This is a genomic window from Nostoc sp. UHCC 0252 (genome assembly GCF_034931145.1).
In the GTDB taxonomy this organism is placed as follows: domain Bacteria; phylum Cyanobacteriota; class Cyanobacteriia; order Cyanobacteriales; family Nostocaceae; genus Nostoc.
In genome coordinates this window covers 103,035-123,075 of the sequence record NZ_JAYGHE010000001.1, presented here as the reverse complement: position 1 = coordinate 123,075, position 20,041 = coordinate 103,035, and the positions used below count along the sequence as shown (strand labels likewise).

Here is a 20,041-nt window from a genome sequence, read left to right as displayed (position 1 = left end):
TTTAATCAATTGCTACTCGCCAATCATAATTTATATGATTTCGCTTTTAGGTACAATGACAAATGTTTTGATATATTGATGAAAGTTGTAGATATTTTTAGACAATAAGTTAAAAAAATTGAAATATTTGTATAGTAAAGTTTGATTGGGGTTGCACATTATATTGCAATGAACAATCTTTTGATAAAATTGCCAAGTTTTTAGATATTTAATTAATCTGCGTTTATCGAACAGAATACATGCGTCAGTAGTCAGAATTCAGTTGAGTATTCAATCAGTCGCAGGTCTGAATCCTCGACTGATTGATTCTGACTTCTGAATTCTTCTTCAACTTCTGTACCTCACCAAGTTGCAATCTGCTGTATATGATGCGATCGCAAACCGTCTCTATGAGAATGAGAATCGCTTGGCGCGGACAGGATTAATTCTCGCTAATTACTACTGTAGGTCAACCTGGTAGAGATGACAGCGTAACCATAGCATCTGCCCTTCCGGTTCTCAGTGGGCGTAAGGTTATCTAGTTACTCAGCATCTCTTTAGCGAATAAACTTATTGAGTTCCTGTACTAATAAATGCACCGTTGTTGATGGATTATCTTTAGCTGGAATATGAGGAACATATTGTTTAAGAAGATTTTCAGCATTTTTAATAGCAATAGCTTGCTTCTCAAATAGCTCATCATAAATAGTTTCGCTATTCTTCTGATATGTTTTACCAAATAAAGAAGTTAACTTACTCAGATAATCACTTCGAGGAATACCAGTATTGAGAAATTCAAAATGTAAAACATACCATAATTCAAATGCTTCATTAGAATAAGCCACTTTAAACCCTTGAGCTTCAGCATTTTTAATAGCGTTGTTAAAATCTTCTCTAGTCCAAGAATCACGATCAAAAACACACCAAACCTGATCGTACTCTCCTTGTTTTTTTAATTCCTTTGCACTCTGAACTAGTTTGCTGGGATTCTCTCCTAAACCCTTCACGTCTATTTCAGCGACATTCTTAGGAACACGAAAGCTTCTAAAGTAGTTAGGTTCAGTTTTTGCTCCTTCACATACGATTAAGAATCTCTGCTTGACTTCCCTAGTATTAACTTTTCTCGGTGAATATCCACTAGAGTTTGCTTTTGTTCTAGGCATGAGAGTCGATTAGATGATTCAAATTCCCAATATATGGAATTGCGCCATATCTACCTTGAATATAATCACTTTCAAATGGCGCATCGTCAGGTATCTTATATTCTGCTAAAGAGTATAAATCTGTTGCACCATATCTATTTTTTTCAGTAAACCAAATCTGATCCCTACGAAAAAGCTTATTGTTAAGCAAATTGGTATCGTGAGTCATAAATATTAACTGAGCATTATTTGGATTTGTTTCATTAGAATTAAATAATTCCACAATTGCACGGCTAATTAAAGCATGAATTCTAGCATCGAATTCATCAATAATTAAGACTTTACCGTTTTTTAGTGTATCAACAAGAGGCCCTGCCAAAGCAAATACTTTTTGAGTTCCTTCAGATTCTTGAGTGTCTAAATCAAATATCTCTGTAGATACAGGATTTCCTTTCTCATTAAATTTTTGGTGTGTAGTTTGAACTGATGTTACTTTTGCCATCCCATTTTTTATAATGTAATTCTTTATTTCATCGGGGAATTCTTTAGGCCACAAATCAGCAGTTATTTCATTTTCCTTTACCTTGACATCGGAAAATCCCAAATCTAATTTTTTAAGCAGCTGAAAAATTTCATCCTTATTTTTATTATTCGTTAAACAACTAACTGTATATCTTTGATAGCCACTATCATCTAAACCAGAGGTGATTTTGACTCTATTTGTCAGCCAATCCAATATCATTTCTGCAATTTCGACATTAAATTGAGCAGATACAGACAAGAAGAGGGCATTATGTCTTGTTTTCTGTTGAATACCATCAGCTTTAAGTCTTTTAGAAACACTAATCTTGTTCAGTTTACGCTCAAAAAGTTTAGTTTCTTTTAATTTAGGAACATAAAATAACCATTCAGAGACAACCCTCTCAATAGTTGCCTCAAAACCATATCTATATCTTTTGCCATTTATTAAAAATACGATTTCAAAAAAAGATGGTTTTTCTTCGGTTTCAGTGCTGAGTTTAAATTGCTCAATACCTATTTTTTCCGTGCTTTGAGTCTCTTTAGAAGAATTAATCATAAACCATCTCACGAAACCTAAAGCTGTAGCCAGGTTACTTTTACCACTAGCATTTGCACCGTATATTGCGGCGCTTTTAAGTAGTTTCAAATCATCATCTATTTCAAAAACGTTATTTTCGTCGAGCTTTTTGTCTTTTGCGACAAGGTTTGCTGCCACCATACTAAAGGTGACTTGCTCTTTAAAGGATCTGTAGTTACCGACACTAAATTCAATAAGCATAAGATGAAGTTTAGGCTTCAGACAGAAAATTGTGAATAAATAGTAATTTACTGCTTTAAGAGTAGCAATAATTGGTTAAAGATGCTAAATTAGAGAATTATTTTTAACGTGTACAGATGTACTGTTATTAATATAATATGCAGCATAATAAACGCTTGCACCGGACGATAGCGGTTTTGTTGCAAAAGCTGACGCTAGACACTTAAAAGTGAAGCAAAGGTTTAAGTATAAGGAAATTACTTCAGAGTTAAGCAATTGCCAAAGCTTTTTGGTACAGTATTCTAGAAAATCCAGATGGCGAAGATAGGCGATCGCAATGAGCGATCGCCAGTTTATTACTCAGAATCAAGAACGCAGTTGTTATGATCAAACGCCTGCTTGTGGTAGAGTCTCCCGGTAAAGTCAAAAAACTCAGTCAAATTCTGGGTTCGGATTGGAAAGTTCTAGCCAGTTGTGGCCACATCCGAGAACTCAGCAATGAAGGGGACGATTCCTTGGGCTTCGTCATGGACGGTAGTAATGTTCGATGCAACTATGTACCACGTGACCAACGAGCGAAAGAAACAATTCAAAAACTCAAGTCTGCGGTGAGGCAAGTTGATGAAGTTGTCTTAGCAACTGACCCAGACCGAGAAGGCGAGACGATCGCTTGGCATCTCAAAGAAACGCTGGGTTTAAGGGAACCGAAACGAGTAATTTATACTGAGATTACAGCATCGGCGGTACAGAGTGCGATCGCTAATCCTAGAAAGCTAGACCAAAACTTAATCGGTGCTGGGCTGTGCCGAGATTGCCTAGATAAGCTGGTAGGTTATAAAGGTAGTCCTTTAGTTTGGGCATTAAATAACGGCGCTAAGAGTGTTGGCAGAGTCCAAAGCGCGACACTGCACTTGATTTGTCAGCGAGAAAACGAAATTCTGGCTTTTGTCCCCCAAGATTACTGGAGTGTCTGGGTAGATTATGCTGAAGGATTCCGGGCTTTTTACAAAGGGACGGTAGATTCTGCCAAAGATGCAGCAGAGCAAGAAACTGAAAGTCACGATGATGCAAAGGTAGGTAATAGTCCAGAAACACCGGAGTCTAAGCGCGTTCTTTCCGAAGCAGAGGCAACACGTTTAGTTGAAGAAGCAAAGCGACATCCTCATCAGGTTATCCATTTTGAAGGAAAAATCGTTAACCGCCAGCCACCACCGCCATTTACAACTTCCAGCCTTCAGCAAGCAGCCGGTTCAAAGCTGAGGTTTGCTCCCGACAAAACTATGATTGTGGCTCAAAAGCTTTATGAGGCAGGGCTTATCACATATATGCGAACAGACTCAGTAATGCTGAGTCCAGAATTTTGTGCCAGCGCCCGTAAATGGTTAGAGCAAAATGACCCGCAAAATGTACCGTCGCAAGTCGCCAAGCATCGCAGTAGCAAATCGGCTCAAGAAGCACATGAAGCGATTCGTCCAACGGATGTATTTCGTCCCTCAGTTCAGTTGCGTTTAGAACTTCCTGATGATGAGTTTAATCTGTATGTGATGATTTGGAAACGGTCAATTGCTTCTCAATGTAAGGCTGCCCAATTGCGTAAAACTTTGGTGATTACTCAATCTGGTTCTCTACTGTGGTCAGCCAGAGGGCAAGTAATTGAATTTTACGGTTATGCCCGGTACTGGAACAATCTCAGCAAGGATAGTGTTTTACCTTCATTACAACAGGGACAAGCATTGAAACTGGAGAATGCTGGACATGAGAAGAAGCAGACTCAGCCACCACCGCGTTATAGTGAACCAAAATTAGTGCAATTGATGGAACGTAAAGGAATTGGTCGCCCAAGTACTTATGCTCCTACTGTTGCTACTTTAAAAAAACGAAATTATGTTGAGTTGAAAAAAGACCATCTGCAACCAACAGCGTTAGGGTTAGAAGTTGATGCGTTTTTGCTCAAAGCACTGCCTGATTTACTAGAGGCGGAATTCACGGCAAAAATGGAAGATGCTCTTGATGCAATTTCTGAAGGAAAAAACTCTTGGCAGCATTATTTAACTAGTTGGAATCAAAATTACTTTGTGCCAGCACTTTCCAAAGCTAAAACTGTAGTTGCGAGTTCTCCAACAGGGAAAGTTAATGTGATAACTGAGCGCAAATATGAAACTTCCAGAACGCGATGCCCTGAATGCAAAAATTTTCTCTCTAAAATTCCGAGTAGTAAAGTTAAAAAGAAATATTTCCTCAAATGCACAAAAGGCTGTGAGAATGTCGTGCTATTTTGGAGCGACTTTAACAAAACTTGGCAGTCACCACAAGCTAAAACAGTCCAAGCTGAAAACCAACAAAAGCCTCCCGTGCAGATGACGGCATATCCCTGCCCGGTATGTAAGAAACCTTTAGAAGAGTACAGTTACATCAAAGAGGGGCAGAGTAAGAAAATGTTGCGATGTTCTAATTCACAATCCCGTAAGGATGCCAAACATAAAGATGTGGCTTATTTCAGCACACAAAAAGGGTGGTGGAGTCCTAAGTTTGGGGAGTTGAATTGTTAGACTACACTGCTGATATTTTTACTCAATAGCAAGGTATGACCGAGCATTTGTGTATTAAAGGTGATTGTAAATATCTGGAATTTCGAGGGGTTCAGACTTGTTAGACATCCGAACGTAAAATTCTAGTTTCTTTTCTCCAGTTCTCTGTAGCCAAGCTTTTCTTACAGATTTTTTCACATCAATCGCACAGACATCTTTAGCATCAACACGATTTGTATCATCTTCACGATAAATTTTTTCAAACCGAATTTTGATCTGCTGAGTAAAATTCTTACCAATATGATTACAAACTGAATCAATAACTGTTCGCTCTAGCTTGTCAAGATTTCCATTTTTTAATAAAGATAAATCCTTTTCTAATCCGAAAATATTACCATTATCCTCAACTCCAATAATTAAAGTTCCCCCTTCAGAGTTGAGAAATGCAACAATTGTCTTAAGAGTGCTAAATCTTAAGTCTTTATTCTCACGATTGAGCTTAACATCCCACTGAAAGGTACTTTTATATTCCAAGCGATCGCTTTCGGACATTTGTATCAACTCAGAAATTGGACGCAGATCACCAATTTTTCGGATCGTTGTTAAAAAGCGGCGTAGTTGTCGTTCTTCAATCTGTTGCTTTAAAGCTTCTTCTGTATCTGCTGCATCAATGACCGTTTTGTTGATCACAGCAATATATTGACCAAAATAGGTTTGTTCCAGTGTGTCCAGATTCTCGGTAATCCACTGCTCATTCTGAACATTACCCCAACGATTGAAGTAAGCGATCGCATTTTGAATCGATTCATGCAGGACATCATAAACATTCCCTCGCATATTTTTAGAAATGTAGTCCCATGCTCCTGATTTAAATGCAGTACGGCAATCGCTAACTGTGTCGTTTGCTGTCAGAATGATTACTACAGAAGAAAGGTTTCGTGCTTTCACCTCATTCACAATAGCAAATCCACTGTCATCTTGTTCCATCCGCATATCTGAAATAATCACATCGAAGGGAACTTTCAATTTTTCCTTTGCCTGGGTAGCACTTGTTGCGGTTTCAATCTGCTGATAACCATAATCTCGCAGCCACTCCAGCAATTCACTCAAATAACGAGGATTGTCCTCCACCAGCAACAAATGAACGTTTTCCGTTTGCATTTTGCCTACCGTACCTCTTCTTTTGTATAGGGAATATAAATTTCAAATCTAGCTCCGTTGTATCCAGTTTCTCGGATATACCCATTCATTTTGGTTAGTGTTTTACGGATAATAAATAACCCTAAACCACTACCTTTTCCTTCTTGAGAGGTAGTTTTTAGAGGTTGAAAAATCCAATCCTTTTTATCTTCAGAAATTCCTTTACCATTATCGGCAAATTCGATGAACAAATATTTCTGCTCACCAGGAATTGTTCTTCCACGAATTCCCAGTGGATTGATAACATCTTGGGAAAATATGCGAATTGTTAAATTCTGCCGATCAGAATTGTGTTTGAGGGAATTTTCCACCAGTTCATTCAGCGCACTCTTAATTTTTTCTTCATCGCCATTGAATTCAGAATTGCCGTTTTGAATATCTAAAATAATTTGAGCTTGGTCAATTCGAGGGGTAGTTCCCCACTTTGTAGTTTCCCACTTTTCAAATAGCTTTTTCACCTTAAAGCGATTATTCTTGATGGTGATGCCTTCGTTAATCGCTTTTAAATCACTGAGAGCTGTCTGGGTTAGTTCTAGTTGCGTTAGCAATTTCTCAAACTGGGCATAGTGAGCATCACTGGGTTGCAATTTCCGTATTGCCCGCCGAGTTTTGGACTCAATGACAGCAAGCTGATTATTGACAAAATCTGAGATGTCATGAGCTGTTTTAGAAATCACCGCCAGAATATTTCCATAATCATCATGAGGGATAGTTTCAATTTGTGATTTTTGTGCTGCGCGTCGTCTGTTTACCTCTTCAAACACATCCTCAATATCTTGAATAATGCCTGCTAGCAAAACATCTTCTTGTTCAGAGTGACGCAAAATTCGATATGCAATTCCCTTAAGTATACCAATCTCATTGGCAATCTTGTGATACATTGCCCGGTTTAGCATTTCTGTCGTGTCAATTAAGCCACTTTGGGTATCAGTTTTAACCATATCAAAGTAATCTTCTTCACTCGAATTGAGAGTTAACATCTCAAATGCTTGAGCATAACGTGGAGAGTCTTCTGCAATTTGTTGTAACATCTCAACTGCTTTTTGGCTATGGGGATTATTAGCAAGTATGCTTCTGGCACTGTAGAGGTAAGTTCTATCTTTGTCATCAGAATTAGCTATTGCTATCTCGAAATATTCGTTACCTTTATCTGGTTGTTTAATGCGATAGTATAGTCTACCTAAGTTGAGTTTAATTACATTAGCTTGATATGGAGTTAGAATCTCTATTTTGATAGCTAATAATTGTTCTATTGCCTCTTCGTACTTACCTAATCTTTCTAAGGCAAGAGCATATTGAAGATAAATATAATTGTTGAGCGCATCATAATTTTGGGACTTAATCTGTAACCATTGCTCAAACAATTGAACAGCCTGATCATACTGACCAGTTGCATTCAAAGCAATTGCATACTTGCTCAATGTTATCGGATTGTCAGGTTCAATTTGTAGTAATTTCTCAAAAACCTGAAAAGCCTGTTCATGCTGATCAGTGAAAACTAAAGCGTTTGCATACCTGCTCAATGTCATCGGATTCTCAGGTTTAATTTGCAGTAATTTCTCAAAAACCTGAAAAGCCTGTTCATGCTGATCAGTGGCAACTAAAGCGTTTGCATACCTAGTTAAAGCGTTTACATAACTAGCTAATGTTATACGATTCTGAGGTTCAATTTTTAGTGATTGCTCAAACAACTGCAAAGCCTTATCATAATAACCAACTGAAGCCAAAGAATTTGCATAAGTGGCTAATGTTTTCGGATTGTGAGATTCAATTTGTAATGATCGTTCAAACAAATCAAAAGCCTGCTCATAATGACCAAATGAATTCAAAGCATTGGCATAACTACTGAATGTTATTGGATTATTAGGTTCAATTTCCAGTAATCTTTCAAAAATCTGAAAAGCTTTCTCATACTGACCATTTGTAGTCAAAGCGTTGGCATAACTATTGAGTGTTTTTGGATTATTAGGTTCAATCTCTAACGATTGCTCAAATAACTGAAAAGCTTTATCATACTGACCATCTGAATTTAAAGCATTGGCATAACCACTTAGTGTCATATAATTTTGATGTTCAATTTGTAGTGATTTCTCAAACAACGGCAAAGATTTTTTATAATCACCACTTGAAGCCAAAGCATTTGCATAACTAGCTAATGCTTTTGAGTTATTAGGTTCAATCTGTAGCGATTGTTCAAACAATTCAAAAGCTCTCTTATACTGACCATTTGCAGTCAAAGCAATTGCATACCTGCTGAGTGTGATAGAATTATTAGGTTCAATTTTCAGTGCCCTTTCAAAAATCTCAAACCCTATTTTTTCCTGACTATTTTCACTCAAAGAACTGGCATAATTATTGAGTATTTTTAAATTATTAGGTTCAAATTTTAGAGATTGCTCAAAGAGCTGAAAAGCTTTATCATGTTGACCAATTGAAATCAAAAAGATGGCATAACTAGCTAATGTTATAGAATTTTGAGGCTCAATCTTGATTAATTTGTTATATACGTAAATTAACTTGTTATTTTTTTTTAATTTCTTTAAAACTGTGGTAAAAGAAGACAAAAGTTTAACATTTCCTGGAGCAATTTTTTCAGCCTTTTCAAAAACCTCTAAAGCCTTGTTGTCTCTACCTGCTTTTACCAAGGCAGTACCGTAGCTTCTTAATATATCTACATTATTTGGATCTATTTTTATAGCTCGCTCAAAAAATTTAAAAGCCTGTCTAAACTTTTTATCTTGTATTAAAGCTTTACCGTATTGTCTGAGTATTTCAACATTCTTTGGGTCAATTTGTAAGACTTGCTGAAAAACACCAATTGCTAGCTTATACTCGCCTGCCTGTACAAGTTCTTCTGCTTGGTTCATTAAGGTTTCGAGACGATCGCTACTCATCATTTCTTGTCTCAGGTAGCAGTAGGTATAATTCAATGATAATGCAACTCAGCAGCGATGATAACTGGAGGATAGCAGGCAATCGCCTGTTGGAGTCCGATCCCAGAGTCTACTAAGTTATCTATTTGATTTTGGATTCCATTGTGATGCAATGCGATCGCATCAAACCACTCTTTAGCTCAATTTAGAACAAGCGAAAGTCAGAAAATCCTAAGTAGGGCTTGCTGAAAAAGAAAGAAAAGGTGGCAGTCTCTAGATTATTAGAGCCTAAAAATATATTCAGGTGCAAGAGTTGAGGGTAAAATAGTGCAAAATCCTTACATCACAGTGGTCAAAATTGACATGGAGTATCATTAATCACAATGTACCGAAAAGAAGAATCAACGCCAATTCCACCAGAAAATTTTGAACTTCCATTTGAGGGAAAGTTATCATCAGATAACCGTTGGGTAATTATGGCTGATTTAATACCCTGGAAAGAATTTGAGTCGGAATATTCTTCGGGATTCTCTCCAGAGATGGGAGCGCCAGCAAAATCTTTTCGGATGGCATTGGGGGCATTAATAATCAAAGAAAAGCTAGGGATAAGCGATAGAGAAACAGTAGAACAAATAAGGGAGAATCCATATCTACAGTATTTTCTGGGGATGTCATTATATAGTAATGACATGCCATTTAACCCAGAAATGTTAGTACATTTTAGAGAAAGAATAAGTGGGGAGTTAGTTAACAAAGTGAATCAAGAGATGGTGAGGAAGATGTTAGATAAAACCATAGAATCTTTTAAAGGCTATACTGGGTATTATCCAGAATCCGTTCATGTTGATAAAATTTATCGCAAAGCGAGAGAATCGAGCTTGGTGTAAAGAACGAGGTATTAGAATTAGTGGAGTTCCGTTAGGTAGACCTCCAAAAACTGTGAGTCAAGAAAAAAAGAAGCAAGCTAAAGAGGACGAAGGAATTCGTAATTCTATTGAGGGTAAGTTTGGACAAGCTAAAAGAAGATTTGGCTTGGATAGAGTGATGGCGAAACTAAATCATACTTCTGTGACTGCAATTGCTATTACTTTTTTAGTCATGAATCTTTCTACTCAAATGTCACAGCTTTTGTGTACTTTTTTGTGTCTATTTTTCAATATTAGACCTAGTATACGGTCTAATATTATTGATACTTATGATTTGATGACAAGCAGATAGAACACACTTATGATTAACCCTTGTTGAGTAACTAATCAATCCTTCTCCTGCCGATTTCTGACTTTTTCAGCAAGCCCTAAGTAATTCAATCATTAGAATTAAATCGTTGTTATAAATTTTCCCACTTACGCACTTATAAGTACTTTCATTACTTTTGCGTTACTCAAGTTTGTGAATTCTGAACTATATAGTTAATCAACTTAAGTATTAAATAAAATGATTACCAATAGTTTAGGAAAAGCAAAAACGTGAACCGTTTCAAAAAGCTCTCCTCAATTGCCTTCCTGTTATTAGCCTTCACTTATCCGCCTGCTTTGGTTGAGGCTAAGGATACTACTCTTAATCATGTATTCAATGAGCAGAGTATTGACGAACAGACAAAAGTAGTTGGACAAGGTGAAGAACTTTTGTTAGCTCATCGGCGAACTCGACGACGTTATCACAAACGGCAACGGACTGGACGATATTATTATCAACGTCAGCGAAATCGACGACATTATAGACGGCGCTATCGCTCTGTACGATATCACGGACAACCATATCGTCATGGAGAATGGGAACTTGTGCGCGATCGTCATGGGCGATTAATCTATGATTGGCAGCGTTAATAATGAGTTTTGCATTTGTTTTCTCAGGGAATCTTTATGCGTAAATCCTTTTAGCGAAAGTCAGTAAATTTTAAGTATTTTTCCCCTAAATATCCTCACTTGAAGCTGCTGTGAGCAGCCGCTTAATTTGGTCAGCCAATAATTCTAGCCCAGCATCCTTGGCAAAAAATCCGTCTGCTTCTGGACACATTTGTTTGCCATGCACTTCTAACTCATTCTTGCTCATGAAAGCCGTGACAAGGATAATCACAGGAGAATTGGGCAAGCGCCGCTTCAGAGCGGTAATGATTTCCATGCCATCTATACTTAACTCATACCGAGCCGTAGGCAGCACGAAATCGACTAGAAATATATCGTATTGATTGAGTTCTTCTAACTCCCACAAAAAACTAGACACTGACTTGTAAGTTACCACAGCATATTGTTGCTTCATAAAGCGTTGGACGATCCGACACCAGTGTTCATCATCATCCAAAATCGCCAGCTTATACATGGAGATTCAATTCCTTTTTTGACCGAGAAGAGTAATCATATCCAAAAATGCATCATAGTCAGTGATGGGTTTGGTATAGCAACTGTCAGCCCCAGATTGGGACAGCAAAAGATGTTGGTCGGCGGGCATAGTATAAGCTGTCACCAAGATAATTGGTATCTGCTTCCACTGTGTTTTCAGATGGCGTGACAGGATGGAACCATCAACTTTTTGTCCTTCCCATTTAGCACCCGGCAAATTGATATCCATAATCACCAGTTCTACTGCCCCCGCTTCGCATCTGTGGAATATCTCTTTTGGTTCGGCAGTAATAAATACCTGATGACCCCCCAAGCGTTCGATTAGTTTGGCGGTTCCTTTTGCTAGGAGTTGGTTATCTTCAACCAGTAGGATGTTCAAGACTGTTACCTCTTTACTGACCAATTTTAGATTTTAAATTTTGAACTTTCCTGCGGAACGCTACGCGAACGACTTTGCTCAGTCGAACGATTTTATAGCGCTTTTCGTTTGGGTGCAATACACTTTGACCTCTCTCCAAACCTCTCTCCTAAAAGGAGAGAGGCTTTGAATCTTACCCCCCTTCCCTTATAGGGAAGGGGCTGGGGGTTAGGTCTGTATTTCATGCAATTGAGAACCGCTATAGATTGAAGGATTCCAAATTTTAACCGGGTTTCAGTAGCCCTAGCTATTTCAAATATGGAAATTCAAATCCTAAATTCCTTTCCCAAGCTTCAATATGAAGTATGGAGTTAATCTAAAATCTAAAATCCCAAATCCAAAATTCATTGGGGCGGTTCGTTTAGCGGCAGGGTAAAAATAACAGTGTTTCCCTGTCCTAGCCCTGGGCTTTCAAGCCAGATCATACCACCCATCAGTTCCACTAATCGCTTGCAGATAGTCAGCCCTAAGCCGGTGCCCCCGTAGGCACGCTGGGCAGAACCATCAGCTTGCACAAATGGGTAAAATAGTTGCTCTGAATCTTCCATGTCAATGCCGATGCCTGTGTCGTGTACCGAGATTTGAGCCATTGTTCCAGTACTATCGACGACGGCTCGGACATGGATTTGACCCTCATCTGTGAATTTGAAGGCGTTATCCAGCAGGTTCGTCATCACCTGACGGACTTTGATCTTGTCGGCGAAAACAGTTTCGACTTCACAGTGGAGTGTGAGAGGAATCGATTTGTAGCGGCTTTCGGCACCTGAGAGAAAACATTGCTCTTGTAAAAGCTTTTGCAGATAAACTGTCTCTAAGTCTAAGGCTATGCGCCCGTCTTCAATTTTGGCAATGTCAAGAACATCGTTAATGATAGTAACGAGATTTTGCGTCGATTGGTAAGCGCCGTCTATATATTGGCGTAATTCATCTTCGTCTTCATAAAGGCGCTCTTTGAGCAACTTTAAATAGTTTAAGGTCGAGGCTAGAGGAGTTCGCAGTTCGTGGCTGGTAGAAGCCAAGAAGTTGCTTTTGAGGCGACTCACCTCTTCGGCGGCGGCTCGGGCATGAGAGAGAGCTTCGTTGTGCATCTCAACTACTAAGCGTTGCTGCCGTTCGCGCTGATAGAGGCGGTTTTGCAGCACAGCTAGCGATAGATGAATGTTCAAAGACTGGATGAGTTCCATCTCTTCGATGCTCCAGGCATGAGCTTTATCTTGTTTGAGCGCCTGCCATTGCGCCATTGATTGACGAGGACGCTGTTGGCGCTCATCGGCTTCCTCAAAGCCAGCCCAAAGACTATTTATACTAATTTGGTCACGGAAGAAGGTCAGATACCCCAAAAATTCTTTACCATAATACAACGGTTGAACGATCAAACCCCGAATCGGTGTGGTCTGAAAGGATTCAATCAGTTGGTGCAGACGCGGTTCTTGCTGAAGATTAATTACCACTCGCAGAGCAGGTTTACCTTCTTGGGTTAAGTCAGTGTGGGTGGGAGCAGGAGTTTCGCCTACCTCTTGCCAGAGGGGATGATTTTCTAGTAAGTTTGGAAGCTCTTGCTCGGATGGGGTTGGCTGATTTCCGTAAGTATAAAGATAGGCTGGTAAAGCCTCATCGGGGGAAGTCAGGTACAATCTCCCTCCAGAACTGCCAGAAGCTTTTACTGCTTCTTCGAGAACGTTATGCAAAATCTGCTCAGGGGTCAGAGGCGCGTGTAGCATAGCGGCAATTTGATTGACGATCGCATCACGCTGCTGCTGTTCCTGCACCTGACTCAGCAGATTCGCCTGGGTAATTGCCAGTGAAACCTGGTCAGCAAGCAATTGGACGACTAGCAAATCTTCAGATGTAATTTCTCTAGGTTCGGCATGATGAGAGATCAACAGCCCCCAGAGTTCCTGTTGATAAATTATTGGCACTACCAGAGAAGATTCCACACCCATCTGGGTGAGATAGTCTACATGGCAAGGGTCTACGGGACGGCTTAAGATATCTTCGAGGGGTTGCTCTTGCACTTCTTCAACGGTCAAGTCGCTGATTGCCGTGATTTTGGGAGTCGGCAGCGAGTTAAGGATAATTCGTTGTTCGCTGACACTGACAATTGAACGGGTACGTGCTTTAACAAATAAAGCCCGCGCTTGGGGGGGAATGTCATCAGATGGATAGTGTAATCCCAGCAAAGAAGGCAGACGGTTAGGGGCACTAGCTTCGGCAACAACGTGTCCATGCCCGTCGCGATCGAAGCGGTAGACCTTAGTTCGGTCGGTTTGCAAAAATGCCCGCAACTCGACCACAGTTGCATCCAAAATCTCTTGGAGGTTCAGCGATTGCCGGATGCGGTTGGCCATCCGAGCCAGTAGAGCCTCTTTGCGTTCACTCAGGAACTCATCTTTTAGGTTTCTAAAACCGGAATTTGTAGCCAACTCTTACTCCCAACCTCTCAGGATAAATATTTATTATTTAACTAGGCTAGCAATTACCGTAGCTAATTTTGTCGGTTCTATTGGCTTAGTTAAATGTTTTTGAAATCCTGCTTGAAGAATTTTTGACTGGTTGATCTCTCCAGCATAAGCTGTAAGGGCGATCGCTCGTACTTCTCCCCCTTGCTCAGGCGGTAGGGAGCGAATTTGCCGAATCAGCATATAGCCATCCATTTCTGGCATCCCAATATCACTTACAAGAATGTGTGGTTTCTCAAGTGTAAAAGCATCAAGTGCAAGGGGTGCTGAGGCGAAGGCACGCACAGTAGCACCATACTGTTGAAGGATGAAAACTATTAGATCGCGGCTGTCAACTTCATCGTCAACGACTAGCACATTTACCCCCTGAAGATTAGGGATGTCAGTTAAACCCTCGTCTTCACTGCTTTGAGACTCCACACTCTTGATCGGTAACAACACAGTAAAGGTAGCACCTTTATCATCTCCCTCACTTTCAGCTTGGATTGTTCCACCGTGCAGTTCAACGATTTGCCGAGCGATCGCTAAACCAAGTCCCAAGCCACCAAAGGTTCTGGTTGTGGTATTGTCAGCTTGCCGGAAGTAATCAAACACGTGAGGCAGAAATTCTGGGTTGATGCCCTTACCCGTGTCACTTACTTGGATTTGCGCTTGTGTACCGACACGCTCAAGTCGTATTTCCACCTGGCCTCCAGGCTCTGTGAACTTGACGGCGTTAGAGAGCAAATTCCAAACGACTTGCTGCAATCGGCTAGGATCGCCCAAAACTTGCCCTAGATTCGGTTCCAATTTCGTTTTGAGTTCAATTGACTTGGCTTGAGCCGCTAGGCGCACAGTATCAAGGGCTACTTCAATAACGGTAGACAGGTTAACAGTACTAATATTCAGGCTGAGTTTTCTTTGAAGAATGCGGGAAACATCTAGCAAATCTTCCATTAACTGAGACTGCAATTTGGCATTGCGCTCAATGGTTTCTAGGGCATAAATCGTCTTTGCTTCATCAAATTTGCGGGTTAACAGAAGTTTTGACCAGCCCAAAATCGGGTTCAGGGGAGAACGCAGTTCGTGAGACAAAACAGCGAGGAACTCATCTTTAAGACGGTTGGCTTGTTCGGCTGCATTTTGTGCCGCTTCGCTAGCAGCACGGGCGACTTGCTCACGCCGTGCAGATTCTTCGGCTGCTTGACGAGCGTTGTAAGTGTAAAGAGCGGTAGCTGTAAAATTTGCGAAGCTGGTCATTAGCCGCAAGTCTTCTCGATCAAACTGCCGATGCTGATTGTGAGATACAATCCAAATCGTGCCAAGTGGTTGATTGGCAATCAATAAAGGAACCACCAGGATCTCGGCGATTGTTGGCTCAAAGTTTTGTAAGAAGGTAAAATACCGTTCTGGATGGGAATAGAGCAAGGGAGCTTGACGTTCTAAGCAAAGGCCGCAGCAACTAAAGCTGTAAGGAGTGGGAGTTTGTTCATAAGCTTCTAACATCCCGGCTAATGCAAACCATCGGCAAATATTCTCTCCGTTCGGAGTTACTTCAAGTAAGCTGACACCTGCTGATTCTGCCCGACACAGTTGAGTAATTATTTTTACAAGGCTTTTGAGCAGAATTTGAGGCCGCTCAACTAATTGCCCAATTATGGCGTGAAGTGCATCGTTTTCTTCCTTGAGGTCGGTGGCTCTGGGTATTCTATGGGACAACTCTTGAGTGATGAGAATATCGTCTAAACATATTGGCTCCGCTCCCTCATTCGTCATTACACTACTTTGCTCCTAAGAAATATTGCCTCAGTAACTCCTGTCCAGGCTGACACAATTTTCGTAACATTTCTTCAATTTTTATCAAGGAAAAAATTAAAAATCAGAATTCAGAATGAATTCTGATTTTTGAATAAAAGGGTTTAATACACCCGCCTAATCAGGCCAATTTAAAATCAGATGGTAGTATAAAACCCTTTTATTTATTATCAATCCTAAATTTTGACCATGCCCTTTGGATAAGGCATTATGGTTTAGGCCAGTTTTGTAGGTTTATTTCCATAGAATAAAGATTACGGTAAATAATGTACCTACGATACTTCCTGAAGAAAGAATTTGAAAGTTTTTTCTAATACTAGTACCACTTTTTAGTTTGAAGCCAATGTTAAATTGACTTGTGATTGAAAGCACTAATAGCGATCGCTAAAATCTAAAATGTTAGCAATGGGCTAGTCAAAAGAGGCAGGGGGCAGGGAGCAGGGAGCAGGGGGAGAGACGGAGTTTATACTCTGCCTCAGTCCAAGGGTCTTAGAAGGACGGGGCTTCATACCCATGTTCCGTTTTGCTCCACGCAGAAGAGAAATTGAGACTCTTTGCTGAGAGAAAAGGTTATAAAAAAGGGGGAAGCTGCTTCCTTATTTATCTCTTTTATAACCCGCATTTCTCACAAGCTGCTTTGCGTAGAAGTAATAAGTAATGAGTAATAAGTAATAAGTTAAGAATTTTACTCATTACTCCTTACTCACTACTCATTACTCCTCCATTTGAGGTATGGTGAGAAATCCGGGTATAAGGGAAGTGAAATATATTAATTAACATAGTTGATTTACCCTAGCTGCAAGTTCTGCGGGGTTCATCTGTTCGTAGTGTTCAAAAGGTTGATGAATCCAGGGATTATCAGGAAGATAATCAACATAATAATCAGGTGCTATAACTGAACAGGCTTTATACCAAAGTACAGCGCTACGAATTTCCTCAATGGGAAACTCAATATGTTGCTTAAGCCAAGGTATAGTCTCTTTGAGTGTGATGCCAGAGTCTACCAAATCATCTACTAGGAGAATGCGCGAACCTAACTTTTCGGCAGTCATTGTTAAGTGACGGGAGAAAATTAAATTATTTCTTTCAGTGCCACTGTAAGATGAGGTTGCTAAAATTGCTAACGGTTGCTGATATATACGAGAAAGAATATCTCCAATTCTTAGTCCTCCTCTGGCAAGACAGATAATCTGGTTAAATTGCCAACCGGATTGATAAATCTGAATAGCCAGTTGTTCAATTTTTTGGTGATAATCTGACCAAGAAACGTAAAGGTCTGGCATAAGTCTAATGGGAGTGGTAGATAGCTAGTGATTGGAGGCGATGTCTACGACAGGCTACGCCGACGCAGATTTTTTATTCTAGTATGAGTACAAAGTTTTATGAATGATTCTACGGCTAATGACGATGCCCAACCAGATATTCTCAGTAAAAAACTCGATTTAAAAACAAAGCTGGCTTACGGTGCAGGAGATTTGGGCCCGGCAATTACTGCAAATATCTCCGTCTTTTTTCTGCTAGTTTTCTTTACCAATGTTGCCGGTATCCCTGCGGGTTTAGCTGGCAGTATTTTGATGATTGGCAAAATCTGGGATGGTATAAACGATCCGCTTGTGGGGTTCCTGACTGATAAAACGAAATCTCGGCGTTGGGGCCGTCGTCTTCCTTGGATGTTTTATGGAGCAATCCCCTTTGGAATTTTATTTTTCTTGCAGTGGATTGTACCGCAATTTAGTGCAAATAGGAGTGATAACATTTGGCCGTTGTTCTGGTATTACGTCGCAATTGGGGTATTATCCCAGGCGTTCTACACCGTTGTGAATTTGCCTTATACGGCAATGACTCCAGAATTAACTCAAGATTATGACGAACGCACCAGCCTTAACAGCTACCGTTTTACATTTTCTATCGGTGGCAGTATTCTGTCGTTAATTTTAACGCAAATTATTTTTTCGCAAATTAGCGATCGCCAACAACAATATCTCGTTTTAGCAGGGGTTTGTACGGTAATTTCAATTTTAGGATTATATTGGTGCGTTTTTGGAGTCCGCGATCGCATCTTGGCTTTTGAGGCCAAACGCATCCAAACCGAAGAACCCGCATCTCTCCCCTTCTTTGAACAACTAAAAATTGTTTTTAGCAACCGACCTTTTTTATTTGTTATTGGTATATATCTTTTTTCTTGGCTAGGTGTGCAGGTGACAGCTAGTATTATTCCTTATTTTGTAGTCAATTGTATGGGTCTTAAAGAATCAGATGTGCCCACAGTGATGATTGCAGTTCAAGGAACAGCATTAGTAATGCTATTTGTCTGGGGTGATTTGAGTAAGAAAATCGGGAAAAAACCTGTTTATTTTCTCGGAATGAGTTTATGGATAATAGCCGCCGCCGGATTATTTTTCTTACAACCTGGTCAAATAGTTTTGATGTATGTCATGGCTGTGATGGCTGGTATTGGTGTCTCCACAGCTTATCTAATTCCCTGGTCGATGATTCCCGATGTGATTGAATTAGACGAACTCCAAACCGGCCAACGCAGAGAAGGGATATTTTATGGCTTCATGGTTTTACTACAAAAATTTGGTTTAGCTTTCGGGCTGTTTTTAGTAGGAAATTCTTTACAAGTAGCTGGTTTCAAAGAATCTGTAGCCGGAAGCCCACTACCCATCCAACCGGAATCAGCATTGTTGGCAATTCGCATTGCCGTTGGCCCCATACCTACCGTTTGTTTACTTTGTGGCTTAGTTTTAACGTATTTTTACCCAATTACCCGCGAGATGCACGCAGAGATTATGTTGAAACTCAAAGAACGGCAACAGAAGAGGACAAATTCATAATTCGTAATTCGTAATTCGTAATTGAATTGTTAGTCAACTTAACGTTAAAAGGGCGGTTAGAAACCGCGTCTACACAGACGAAACTCGCCTGCGCGGGTTAAAGATATTAATTTTCTCTTAGTCCGCGCAGGCGGACTTTGTTTGTGTAGCCGCGTGAAGCCTTCTCTACAAGAGGCTTCGCCAACGGCATAGCTTCGCTTAACGCGTCAGCGTGCCGGAGGCTCTATTCCATTCGTCGGCTAAAAAGTAAAACTGGTGTAGGTTGGGTTGAGGAACGAAACCCAACATTATTAAGCCTTTGTTGGGTTTCGCTACCGCTCAACCCAACCTACGATTCTAGTAGTTTCGTAGGGTGCGTTAACACGCCGAAATAACAAATGGGTACTCCGAAATAACAAATGGGTACTCCGAAATAGCAAATGAGTACTCCGAAATAACAAATGAGTACTCCGAAATAGCAAATGGGTACTCCGAAATAGCAAATGGGTACTCCGAAATAGCAAATGAGTACTCCGAAATAGCAAATGGGTACTCCGAAATAACAAATGAGTACTCCGAAATAACAAATGAGTACTCCAAAATAGCAAATGAGTACGCCGAAATAGCAAATGAGTACGCCGAAATAACAAATGATATTATGTCCGGCAAATTACTTGTGATATGTCATTGTGAGTGAAACGAAGTGGAACGTTCGCCCAGCGTCTTTTAGAGTTGCAATCGCAAGGCTTTTGGGATTGCTTCACTTCGTACCCTGCGGGAACGCTATAAAAAGCTATCAGTAAGCTAATCGTCATTTAAATTGCATCATTTTTATGGTAGTAAAAGCTGCAAATCCTCTCCCCTGCCCCCTGCTCCCTGCCCCCCTGCGATCTCAATGTGCAAATTAGATGCTTAACAGCTTATTCGATTAGGGATTGTTTTAGTAAAATAGCTAACACTCAGCAAATTCAACAAACTATAACCCCAGTATTACCTTGATATCCCCCCGCAGTTGTTTAATCCGTTTCAAATCCTTTTATACAATTTAAAAGATTTCAGAATGCAACACCTCATTACACACTAGCCCTACAATCGCTCTCACGCGCGGATGTAGGGTTTTTTATCTGCCGTGATGGATTGGATATTTTGCTTAGTATCAGCCCACACATAGCATTTTTCGAGTAAATGAAGTACACAGGTAGGGGCACAGCAAT

12 protein-coding genes and 1 pseudogene are annotated in these 20,041 nt (G+C 40.2%); 4 read left to right on the top strand and 9 right to left on the bottom strand.

Annotated features, from left to right (window positions below):
• Positions 1–536 precede the first annotated feature (536 nt).
• Both VB732_RS00460 and VB732_RS00455 read right to left on the bottom strand, forming a co-directional pair.
• Entirely contained in the window at positions 537–1,142 is a 606-nt protein-coding gene (locus VB732_RS00460) for an RloB family protein (protein WP_323228849.1), read from the bottom strand.
• Positions 1,135–2,421 (bottom strand): ATP-binding protein, encoded by a 1,287-nt coding sequence (locus VB732_RS00455; RefSeq protein WP_323228848.1) that lies wholly within the window; start codon positions 2,419–2,421, stop codon positions 1,135–1,137. The genes VB732_RS00460 and VB732_RS00455 overlap by 8 nt, the downstream gene beginning before the upstream one ends.
• 362 nt (positions 2,422–2,783) lie before the next feature.
• On the opposite strand from VB732_RS00455, the gene topA reads away from it, so the two are divergent.
• Positions 2,784–4,949 (top strand): type I DNA topoisomerase, encoded by a 2,166-nt coding sequence (topA, locus tag VB732_RS00450; RefSeq protein WP_323228847.1) that lies wholly within the window; start codon positions 2,784–2,786, stop codon positions 4,947–4,949.
• A 54-nt stretch (positions 4,950–5,003) separates the two neighbouring features.
• Here topA and VB732_RS00445 read toward each other — a convergent pair whose 3' ends face one another.
• Together VB732_RS00445 and VB732_RS00440 are read right to left on the bottom strand one after the other, a co-directional pair.
• On the bottom strand, positions 5,004–6,089 hold the full coding sequence (locus VB732_RS00445; RefSeq protein WP_323228846.1) for an RNA-binding domain-containing protein: 1,086 nt from the start codon (positions 6,087–6,089) through the stop codon (positions 5,004–5,006).
• Positions 6,090–6,094: 5 nt separating this feature from the next.
• A complete protein-coding gene (locus VB732_RS00440) occupies positions 6,095–9,058 on the bottom strand; it encodes a tetratricopeptide repeat protein (protein WP_323228845.1) in 2,964 nt (987 codons plus the stop codon).
• Positions 9,059–9,384: 326 nt separating this feature from the next.
• Between VB732_RS00440 and VB732_RS00435 the strand changes: the two are divergent.
• Together VB732_RS00435 and VB732_RS00430 are read left to right on the top strand one after the other, a co-directional pair.
• Positions 9,385–10,219, top strand: a pseudogene (locus VB732_RS00435) (transposase).
• Between the two features lie 248 nt (positions 10,220–10,467).
• Positions 10,468–10,827 (top strand): hypothetical protein, encoded by a 360-nt coding sequence (locus tag VB732_RS00430; protein WP_323228844.1) that lies wholly within the window; start codon positions 10,468–10,470, stop codon positions 10,825–10,827.
• Positions 10,828–10,912: 85 nt separating this feature from the next.
• On the opposite strand, the gene VB732_RS00425 is transcribed toward VB732_RS00430, so the two are convergent.
• From VB732_RS00425 to VB732_RS00405, 5 genes are all read right to left on the bottom strand, one after another.
• Positions 10,913–11,320, bottom strand: coding sequence for a response regulator (locus VB732_RS00425; protein WP_323228843.1), 408 nt, complete (start codon positions 11,318–11,320; stop codon positions 10,913–10,915).
• A 6-nt stretch (positions 11,321–11,326) separates the two neighbouring features.
• The gene (locus VB732_RS00420; RefSeq protein WP_323228842.1) at positions 11,327–11,719 is read right to left on the bottom strand and encodes a response regulator; all 393 of its coding nucleotides are present in this window, start codon (positions 11,717–11,719) and stop codon (positions 11,327–11,329) included.
• Between the two features lie 383 nt (positions 11,720–12,102).
• Positions 12,103–14,181 carry an ATP-binding protein gene (locus VB732_RS00415; RefSeq protein ID WP_323228841.1) on the bottom strand — a complete coding sequence of 693 codons (2,079 nt, stop codon included), beginning with the start codon at positions 14,179–14,181 and terminating at the stop codon, positions 12,103–12,105.
• A gap of 33 nt (positions 14,182–14,214) precedes the next feature.
• Complete coding sequence (locus VB732_RS00410; protein ID WP_323228840.1) at positions 14,215–15,972, bottom strand: ATP-binding protein; 1,758 nt, start codon at positions 15,970–15,972, stop codon at positions 14,215–14,217.
• An 812-nt stretch (positions 15,973–16,784) separates the two neighbouring features.
• A complete protein-coding gene (locus tag VB732_RS00405) occupies positions 16,785–17,294 on the bottom strand; it encodes a phosphoribosyltransferase (protein ID WP_323228839.1) in 510 nt (169 codons plus the stop codon).
• A gap of 99 nt (positions 17,295–17,393) precedes the next feature.
• On the opposite strand from VB732_RS00405, the gene VB732_RS00400 reads away from it, so the two are divergent.
• Positions 17,394–18,848 carry an MFS transporter gene (locus tag VB732_RS00400; RefSeq protein ID WP_323228838.1) on the top strand — a complete coding sequence of 485 codons (1,455 nt, stop codon included), beginning with the start codon at positions 17,394–17,396 and terminating at the stop codon, positions 18,846–18,848.
• The last annotated feature ends 1,193 nt before the right edge of the window (positions 18,849–20,041 follow it).

Coding starts and splice junctions, on each gene's coding strand:
- VB732_RS00460 (WP_323228849.1), bottom strand. CDS start 1,142: ATGCCTAGAACAAAAGCAAACTCTAGTGGATATTCACCGAGAAAAGTT.
- VB732_RS00455 (WP_323228848.1), bottom strand. CDS start 2,421: ATGCTTATTGAATTTAGTGTCGGTAACTACAGATCCTTTAAAGAGCAA.
- topA (WP_323228847.1), top strand. CDS start 2,784: ATGATCAAACGCCTGCTTGTGGTAGAGTCTCCCGGTAAAGTCAAAAAA.
- VB732_RS00445 (WP_323228846.1), bottom strand. CDS start 6,089: ATGCAAACGGAAAACGTTCATTTGTTGCTGGTGGAGGACAATCCTCGT.
- VB732_RS00425 (WP_323228843.1), bottom strand. CDS start 11,320: ATGTATAAGCTGGCGATTTTGGATGATGATGAACACTGGTGTCGGATC.
- VB732_RS00410 (WP_323228840.1), bottom strand. CDS start 15,972: ATGACGAATGAGGGAGCGGAGCCAATATGTTTAGACGATATTCTCATC.
- VB732_RS00405 (WP_323228839.1), bottom strand. CDS start 17,294: ATGCCAGACCTTTACGTTTCTTGGTCAGATTATCACCAAAAAATTGAA.
- VB732_RS00400 (WP_323228838.1), top strand. CDS start 17,394: ATGAATGATTCTACGGCTAATGACGATGCCCAACCAGATATTCTCAGT.